The following is a 6987-nucleotide window of genomic DNA, read 5'->3' on the forward strand; positions in this document are numbered from 1 at the left end:
AAAGAGGCCGGGCTGCGTCTCCCCGCCTGCCCGGAGGACATCGATTATCAGCCGCCCCGCGGCCTGGACCGGGCCGTCATGCGCGCCCTGGCCGGGGGCCAGTGGCTCCGCGCGCGCCAGAACGTCCTGATCGTAGGGCCCACGGGTGCTGGCAAGACCTTCATCGCCTGCGCTCTGGCCAACGCGGCCTGCCGCCAGGGCTTCGCCGCCCGCTACTAACGGGTCCCGAGGCTGCTCTCGGACCTGGCCATCGCCAGAGGACGGGTCTTACCCGAGGCTCCTGGCCAAGCTGGCCAGGATCGACCTCTTGGTGCTCGATGACTGGGCCATCGCCCCGTTCTCGCCGGCCGACTGTCGGGAGATCCTTGAGGTTATCGAGGACCGGTGCCAGACGAAGTCGACCATCATCGCCAGCCAGTTGCCGGTGGACGATTGGCACGCCGCCATCGGCGATCCAACCGTGGCCGACGCCATCCTCGACCGCCTGGTCCACAATGCTCACAAGATCAACCTGAGGGGGGAGTCCATGCGGAAGGTGAAAAAGGGCCCACCGCCAATTGATACCGGGGAGGGATGACCAGAAGGTGCCAGCGTCGCTTCGCTCCGAGTGGTCGCGACTTTCCGGAACGAGTGGCCGAGATTATCCGGAACAGGTGGTCGCGATCGGCCGGACCAGATGGACGGGATTATCCGGAATCACTGGACGAGACTTTCCGGAATCACTGGTCGATTTCGCCGGAATACGCAGTCAGATCGCCCGGCCGGCCACGGCCGGCATCCGCTTCGGCCTGGCGAACCCAGCGGCGCAGCCCCTCGCCCGAGACCCCCAGTTCTCTCGCGACCTCGAGGATCGACTTGCCGCTCGTCCGCACCAGCTCAACAGCTTGAGACCGGAACTCAGCGGGATACGGGGGATGGCTTCTTGTATGGACCCCACCCTTTCCGGACTTCTCTACACCCCAAGTGTAGGGTTGTCCACGAAAGCGGGTCAAGCCCAGTTGTGGCTCCTCGTGAGCAGTTGGCGTAGCCCTTGCGGCCACTGCGCTACCACTAGGCGCCTATGGAGGGGTATCAGTGAGTTACGGCACTTGGAGGAGCGTCGCTACCCTACCGAGAACCTTTGTGGGGCTCATGAACGATGAGCTCTCTCGCTTGGCAGCCAAGTACGAAGGGAATCTACCCGATCTACGCAGTGACTCCACGCTTCTCCTGGGATCAGATTATAGCGGTGAGCACGATGACTCACCATACTTGGTCTTCTCGTTCTTGATGACGACGCTGGAATCATGGTCCGAATGGGAGCCCAGGAGGCAGTCTGTGAGGGCAGTACATCTGAAGGATTCCCGGCGAATGTCGTTCAAGCAGCTTCGGGATAGGAATCGCCAACATGCCCTTGGCCCGTTACTTGAGGCAGCAAACGGTCTTCGTGGATTGTCTCTCACCATCGCAGTGAACAAGAAGTGCCCATCCTTCTTTGCTGAGCCGAGTCCCTTGGACTTGACAAATCCTGCCTTCATGCCGTATGAGAAGTGGAAGCCTTCAGTACTAACGAAGGCGCTCTTCGTTGTTCACTTGCTCGGCGTCCTTCTGGCTGGACTGGCCGCTCCGCGTCAGGACGTCCTTTGGTTTACCGACGAAGACAGTATCGCGGCGAACGATGACCGACTCCCGTGAGCTGACCCAGCTATTTGGTTGGATTGTCTCTAGCTATCTCGAATTTGACATGGGGCACCTGCGTTCCGGAACTAGTAAGTCTGATAATGGCTCGAGACAGATTGAGGACTTCCTCGCGATTCCAGATCTCGTCGCTGGTGCGATTCAGGAGCAGATGTCTGCTAAGCCCAGCGCCCCAGTTTTTCTACGTGATGTCTTCTGGGTACACAACGGTAACTTCACGGACAAAACGAACGAGATCTCTTGGTGGCTGTCGACCACAGGTCGTCCTCTCAAACGCCTCTTGTGTGTCGTCGAACCCAGCAGAGATGATGCTGGGCATTCTGTTGGCTGGTACCACTTTCATAATCAGGACCCGTAACCCCAGGACAAGACTGCTCTTCGTCTCCTACCCGTATATGCTTCCTGCCGGCGTAGCGCAGCGCATGCGAGCAATGACACGCAGGCGTGGGCGCATACTTTTGTGACCCCCTGCCGGTTCCTGAATGAGCTGGGGCCAAACCGCCCGCAGCCCCCAGTAGGGCAAGATGTCTTGGCACTGCTCAGGCAATAAACGCGTCGGGTCCAATTCCAGGAGAATTCGCCGTCAATGATGATACGGCTCCCCCCGGCTTATCTTGAACGCCCGGTAGATCTGCTCGACCACCATCAGCCGGGCCAACTGATGCGGGAAGGTCATCGCCGACAAGGACAGCTTAAGGTCGGCTCGGACCAGCACAGTGGGGTCTAGGCCCAGCGTGCCCCCGATGACGAAGGCCACATTACTCCGGCCCCGGCCGGCCAGGTCGTCGAGGAGGGCGGCCAAGCTCTCTGATGAAAGGGCTGTCCCACGCCGGTCGAGGCAGACCACGTACTCCCCATTGTGCAAGCTATCGCGGATCCTCTGGCCCTCGGCGGCGAGGATCCTTTTCTCTTGCCCGGGGCTCGGCTCGGTTGGGACGGGCTCGTCGGCCAGCTCGACGACCTCGAACCGCCCGTAGGGCTGAAGGCGCTTGAGGTACTCCTCCACCCCGGCCGCGGCGAATGGCTCTCTGACCCGGCCTACGGCAATGATCCTGAAGTGCATCCATCACCCCTCCAGCGAACATCATTCCCCGCCCGGGCCAGGCCTCCTGCCGCCAAAACGGTGCTCGGCGGCCGGGCGCCTCTTCCCCCAAAAAAGGAGGCGCCCGGGCGGGCGCCTGTAAAGGGGGCTATCTGCACTTATCCACTTACCGTTGTGACGGGGCCGCCGACAACCAACCCTACTTGACCTTGCTGAGGAAGTCCTCGAGCATGGCCTTGGAGGCCTTGAGGATGGCCTGATAGTACGGCGGGTTGTGGAAGCCGTTGGACTTGTCGGCCACCATGAAGCTGTTGTTCGTGTAGGCCTGCTTGTAGAGCAGTTCCACACTGGGGTCGATCGTCGTCCCGGCCGCCTTGGCCGCGTCGAGCTTGGTCTTGGCCTGAGCGAGCAGGGCCTGGACCTCAGCCATCTGGTCCTCGATGCTCTGCTTGAACTCCTCGACTTTTTCCTTGGTCATGCTGGTGTGGCACTTGGCGCAGACATCGACGTCGAGCGGGCCATGCTTGGTGGCGATGGTCACGGTCGGGGTGCCGGGGACGAAGGCATGGCTGCCGTCGGCCATATGGCAATCGGCGCACGTGGCCACCTTTGGGGACGGCGTCTTGGGAACGCCCAGGGCACCGATGCCTTTGAACATCTCCTTGGTCGGATGATGGGCGTCGCTACCGGCCTTGAAGGTGTCCGTAGTCAGGTCGGCGGTGTGGCAGACGGTACAAGCATCTTCAACCTTCAGCCGCAGCTGCGCCTCATTGGTCCGCTTGTGCGGATCGTGGCAGACGACGCAGGTGATCCCGGTCCGGTCGTTCTTCAGGTCACCGGTCTTGAAGTCGGCGAGCTTCGGGGCGGTCTTGCCGTTGTAGTTGGCCACGATGACCGTCGCCGAATGGCACTTGATGCAGTTGTCGCCGTAGTGTCCGCCGACCGCGTCAACCTGGCTCTTGAAGAAGCCGGGATGGCCGGTCTTGTTCAGGTCGGCCACCTGGCCGCTGTGGCACTTGGCGCACATCTCGAAGCCGTTGGTCGACTTGATCTTGGTCTTGTCGCCACCGAAGGCGATGTGCTTCGAGCCGGCGCCGTGGCAGGCCTCGCAGGAGACGCCGTTCTCGAACCAGGTCTTGGTGGCCGCGGTGTAGCCGACCACGTGACAACTCGTGCAGGCGCCGCTCCACTTGGAGGCGGCGTTGTCGGTCCAGGTCTTGGTCTCGAGGTTCCAGGTGGCCGGCAGGTACCAGTACTCATCGCCCCTCTTTTCGAGGTAGCGCTGCTGGGTCATCTGGCCGGCGACGACCAGGGCCACCTTGTCCACGGCGAACTTGGTGTTGGTGGCGAAGTCGCCGACGATGGCTCCCGGGGCCTTGGGGTCCTGGATCATCTTTGAGTGGGCCGTGCCCTTCCAATCCGCGTACTTCTGGGCGTGGCAGGTCTTGCAGGTCTCCGAACCGACGTAGTTATTGGCCAGGCTCGTCAGTGAATTGTCGTTGGTGTAGAGGTTGACGAAGATCTGGGCCAGTTGAGCCCGGGTCAGCGTGCCGGCCGGGGTGAGGGTCTTATCGGAGTTGCCCTTGATCATCCCGGAGCGGACCGCGTAGGCGAGGAACGGGGCCTTGTCGGCCGCGACGCTCTTCGCGTCGGAGAATCCGCTGAGGATGGCCGAGACATCGTTCGGGTCCATCTGGACGGCGCTGCCCTCCAGGCCGGCAGCCCGGACGATGGCGACGACCGTGGTCTGTCGGTCGGCCGCCGTATTCGGACGGAAGGTCCCATCGGCATAGCCGGGAATGAGCTTTTGGGCCCCAGCCACGCCGGCCGCGAACCAATCGCTCTTGGAGACGTCCTTGTAGGCGGCGCCCCCGCCTTCTGGCAGGTTGAAGGCACGAAGGACGATGGTCGCCAGCTCGCCTCGGGTGACTTTGTCATCGGGCCCGAACGAGTTGTCCGGACGACCCTTGAAGATACCGAGGGTGGCCGCTTTCAAACCTACTGACTGACCCCAGTGCCCGTCGAGGTCCCAGAACTTCTTGGACTTGTCGACCGGCGGGGCGGGCGGGGTCGAGCCGCCGTTACCGCTGGATCCACCGGAGTTGCTTCCGGAACTGCCAGCCGGCTTGCTCGAGGCATCGCCGGGCAACGTCTTGGCGTTGATCTCGGCGATATTGCTAAAGCCGTCCCCGTCAGAGTCCTTCGACTCGATGGCGGTGAAGCTGTGGTTGGCCGCACCGAAGTCGCTGCCGTAGCCGTTCAGACTGAAGTCGGCCTTGTGGCAGACATTACAGCTGTCCAGCTTGGAACCCTTTAGAGCAGGGTAGCCGCCGGTGAGAGAACCTTGATACTCGGCTTTGGCCAGGGCCACCCCGGAGATCGTCAGGATGGCCAGAGCCACCACCGCGACGAAGAGGATGCCTTTCCTCACTGACTCGCCTCCTTTCCTGGTGCTGTGGGTCTTGGCGCTTGGTGTATTGTCCAACCGCTTTTGGATCATCTGTGGTTTTCACCTCCTTCACCAAAAGGCTCAGGACAGGTTTAAGAGAGCCCAGGGGGCCCTCATCTTCTTTGCTGTTATGCCAGCGTTCTTACTAAAGTTTGTACTTTGCTTCACTAAGCTGGCCTTTCTCGTCCCATCCTTATGCCGCCGACAGGCCTTGAGTACCTTTCTCAACGCCCATTAGTTGTTCCTGTGCTATCTATCACATTAACGTGCCACTTGTATTTCTACGGGGCAAATGGAAATCCTTCCGCTGGGCAAAAAAATGGCCCCGGTTTCTAGAACCGGGGTCCGTGGAGCTCAGTTTTGGAGCCGGGGACTTGAGCCGCCCGTTGCTTCGACCGGGCTAGTTGGGCGCCGGTGCTTGGCCGAGGGTGACAGTGAAGGTCTGCTGGGCTCCGTTCCTGGTCACGACCACCGTCACCTTGACCCCGACAGAATAGGTGCGGACCAGGTTCTTGATCTCGGAGCTGGACTCGACCGTCTTGCCGTTGATGGAGAGGATGATGTCGTCCTTCTTGATCCCGGCGTTGGCCGACGGCCCGTTGGCGACCAGGGACACCCCGAGGTACGGCCACGACACGCTGCCCTTGTCGACCAGCTGGTTGACGACCTGGCGGACGGTGTTGATGGGGATGGCGAACCCCAGGCCTTCGATGCCGGTCGCCTTGATCTTGACGGTGTCGATCCCGATCACCTGGCCCAGCTCGTTGACCAGCGGGCCGCCGCTGTTGCCCGGGTTGATGGCGGCGTCGGTCTGGATCAGGCTGAGCTCGCGTCCGTCGTCCATCTGCATCTTCCGATTCAATCCGCTGATGATCCCGGCGGTCACCGTCCGCTCAACTCGCCGACGGCGTTGCCAATGGCCACGGCCAGCTCGCCGACCTTGAGGGTGCTCCGATCGCCGAGGGTGGCTGCCGGGAGGGTTCCGGCGTCGACCTTGAGCACGGCCACGTCGCTGTATGAGTCGCTGCCGATCAACGTGGCCTGGATCGGGGCCTTGCCGTCGCCCAGGGAGACCATGATCGGGCTGGCGCCGTCAATGACATGGTACCTGCTGCCGATCGGTAATGGCGACGACGGACGGGCCGACGGCGTCAGCGATGGCGACCAACTCGGGGCAGGCCAGATAAAAAAGGAGGCGCCCGTGGCGGGCGCCTTCAAGGGACAATAAGCACTTACCGATTTACCGCTGCAGTGTGATCGCAGTCGCCGAAATCGCGGTGACAGCCACCGGGTCGGAAGTTACGCCCACCCTGACACCGTCGTCCTACTTGACCTTGCTGAGGAAGTCCTCGAGCATGCCCTTGGAGACCTTGAGGATCTCCTGGTAGTACTGCCAGGTGGCCAAGAGGGACCAGTATTCGTCACCTTCTTCTCAAGGTAACGCTTCTGGCTCATCTGACCGGCGGCAAGCAGCTGCTGAATCATCTTCGAGTGAGCCGTGTACTTTCAATCGTCATACTCTTGGGAGTGGTCGGTCTTGGAGGTCTTGGAGGTCTTGGAGGTCTTGGAAGTCTCGGAGCCGACGTCCCGGCCGGCTCGGGTGTCCTTGTCATCGGGCCCGAACGAGTCGTCCGAGCGCCCCTTGAAGATGCCGATGGTCACCGACTTCAGGCCTACCGCCTTGGCCCAATGCCCATCGAGGTCCCAGAACTCCTTGCACTTGTCGACGGGTGGGGTCGTCGGTGTGGGTGGGGCCGTCGGTGCGGGTGGGGTCGTCGGTGCGGGCGGGGTCGTCGGTGTGGGCGGGGTCGCCGGCTTG

Annotated in this window: 9 protein-coding genes and 1 pseudogene; 4 read left to right on the forward strand and 6 right to left on the reverse strand. The window is 61.9% G+C overall.

Going from position 1 to position 6987, the window contains the following annotated elements; genetic code table 11:
- Together VGL40_14315 and VGL40_14320 are read left to right on the forward strand one after the other, a co-directional pair.
- A partial coding sequence (locus tag VGL40_14315; GenBank protein HEY3316436.1) for an ATP-binding protein occupies positions 1-219 on the forward strand: 219 nt, incomplete at its 5' end.
- A 91-nt stretch (positions 220-310) separates the two neighbouring features.
- The gene (locus tag VGL40_14320) at positions 311-577 is read left to right on the forward strand and encodes an ATP-binding protein (protein ID HEY3316437.1); all 267 of its coding nucleotides are present in this window, start codon (positions 311-313) and stop codon (positions 575-577) included.
- Between the two features lie 142 nt (positions 578-719).
- Here the strand turns inward: VGL40_14320 and VGL40_14325 are convergent, their stop codons facing one another.
- Positions 720-992 (reverse strand): transposase, encoded by a 273-nt coding sequence (locus VGL40_14325; GenBank protein HEY3316438.1) that lies wholly within the window; start codon positions 990-992, stop codon positions 720-722.
- An 82-nt stretch (positions 993-1074) separates the two neighbouring features.
- On the opposite strand from VGL40_14325, the gene VGL40_14330 reads away from it, so the two are divergent.
- Positions 1075-1674, forward strand: a complete 600-nt coding sequence (locus VGL40_14330) for a hypothetical protein (protein HEY3316439.1) — start codon at positions 1075-1077, stop codon at positions 1672-1674.
- 586 nt (positions 1675-2260) lie between these two features.
- On the opposite strand, the gene rlmH is transcribed toward VGL40_14330, so the two are convergent.
- The 4 genes and pseudogenes from rlmH to VGL40_14350 all read right to left on the reverse strand — a co-directional run bounded on the left by rlmH (position 2261) and on the right by VGL40_14350 (position 6245).
- A complete protein-coding gene (gene rlmH, locus VGL40_14335; protein ID HEY3316440.1) occupies positions 2261-2740 on the reverse strand; it encodes a 23S rRNA (pseudouridine(1915)-N(3))-methyltransferase RlmH in 480 nt (159 codons plus the stop codon).
- A 178-nt stretch (positions 2741-2918) separates the two neighbouring features.
- Positions 2919-5150: an ammonia-forming cytochrome c nitrite reductase subunit c552 gene (locus VGL40_14340; protein HEY3316441.1), complete on the reverse strand. Its 2232-nt coding sequence runs from the start codon at positions 5148-5150 to the stop codon at positions 2919-2921.
- Between the two features lie 418 nt (positions 5151-5568).
- On the reverse strand, positions 5569-5919 hold the full coding sequence (locus VGL40_14345; protein ID HEY3316442.1) for a PDZ domain-containing protein: 351 nt from the start codon (positions 5917-5919) through the stop codon (positions 5569-5571).
- Positions 5893-6245 (reverse strand): annotated as a pseudogene (locus VGL40_14350) (trypsin-like peptidase domain-containing protein). The gene VGL40_14345 and the pseudogene VGL40_14350 overlap by 27 nt, the downstream one beginning before the upstream one ends.
- On the opposite strand from VGL40_14350, the gene VGL40_14355 reads away from it, so the two are divergent.
- A complete protein-coding gene (locus tag VGL40_14355; GenBank protein HEY3316443.1) occupies positions 6244-6396 on the forward strand; it encodes a hypothetical protein in 153 nt (50 codons plus the stop codon). The pseudogene VGL40_14350 and the gene VGL40_14355 sit on opposite strands and share 2 nt — an antisense overlap.
- 278 nt (positions 6397-6674) lie before the next feature.
- Here the strand turns inward: VGL40_14355 and VGL40_14360 are convergent.
- Positions 6675-6987, reverse strand: a 313-nt coding sequence (locus tag VGL40_14360) for a hypothetical protein (protein HEY3316444.1), incomplete at its 5' end; no start/stop codon positions are given.

Source organism: Bacillota bacterium (genome assembly GCA_036504675.1).
Lineage (GTDB): Bacteria > Bacillota > Sulfobacillia > JAJYWN01 > JAJZPE01 > DASXUT01.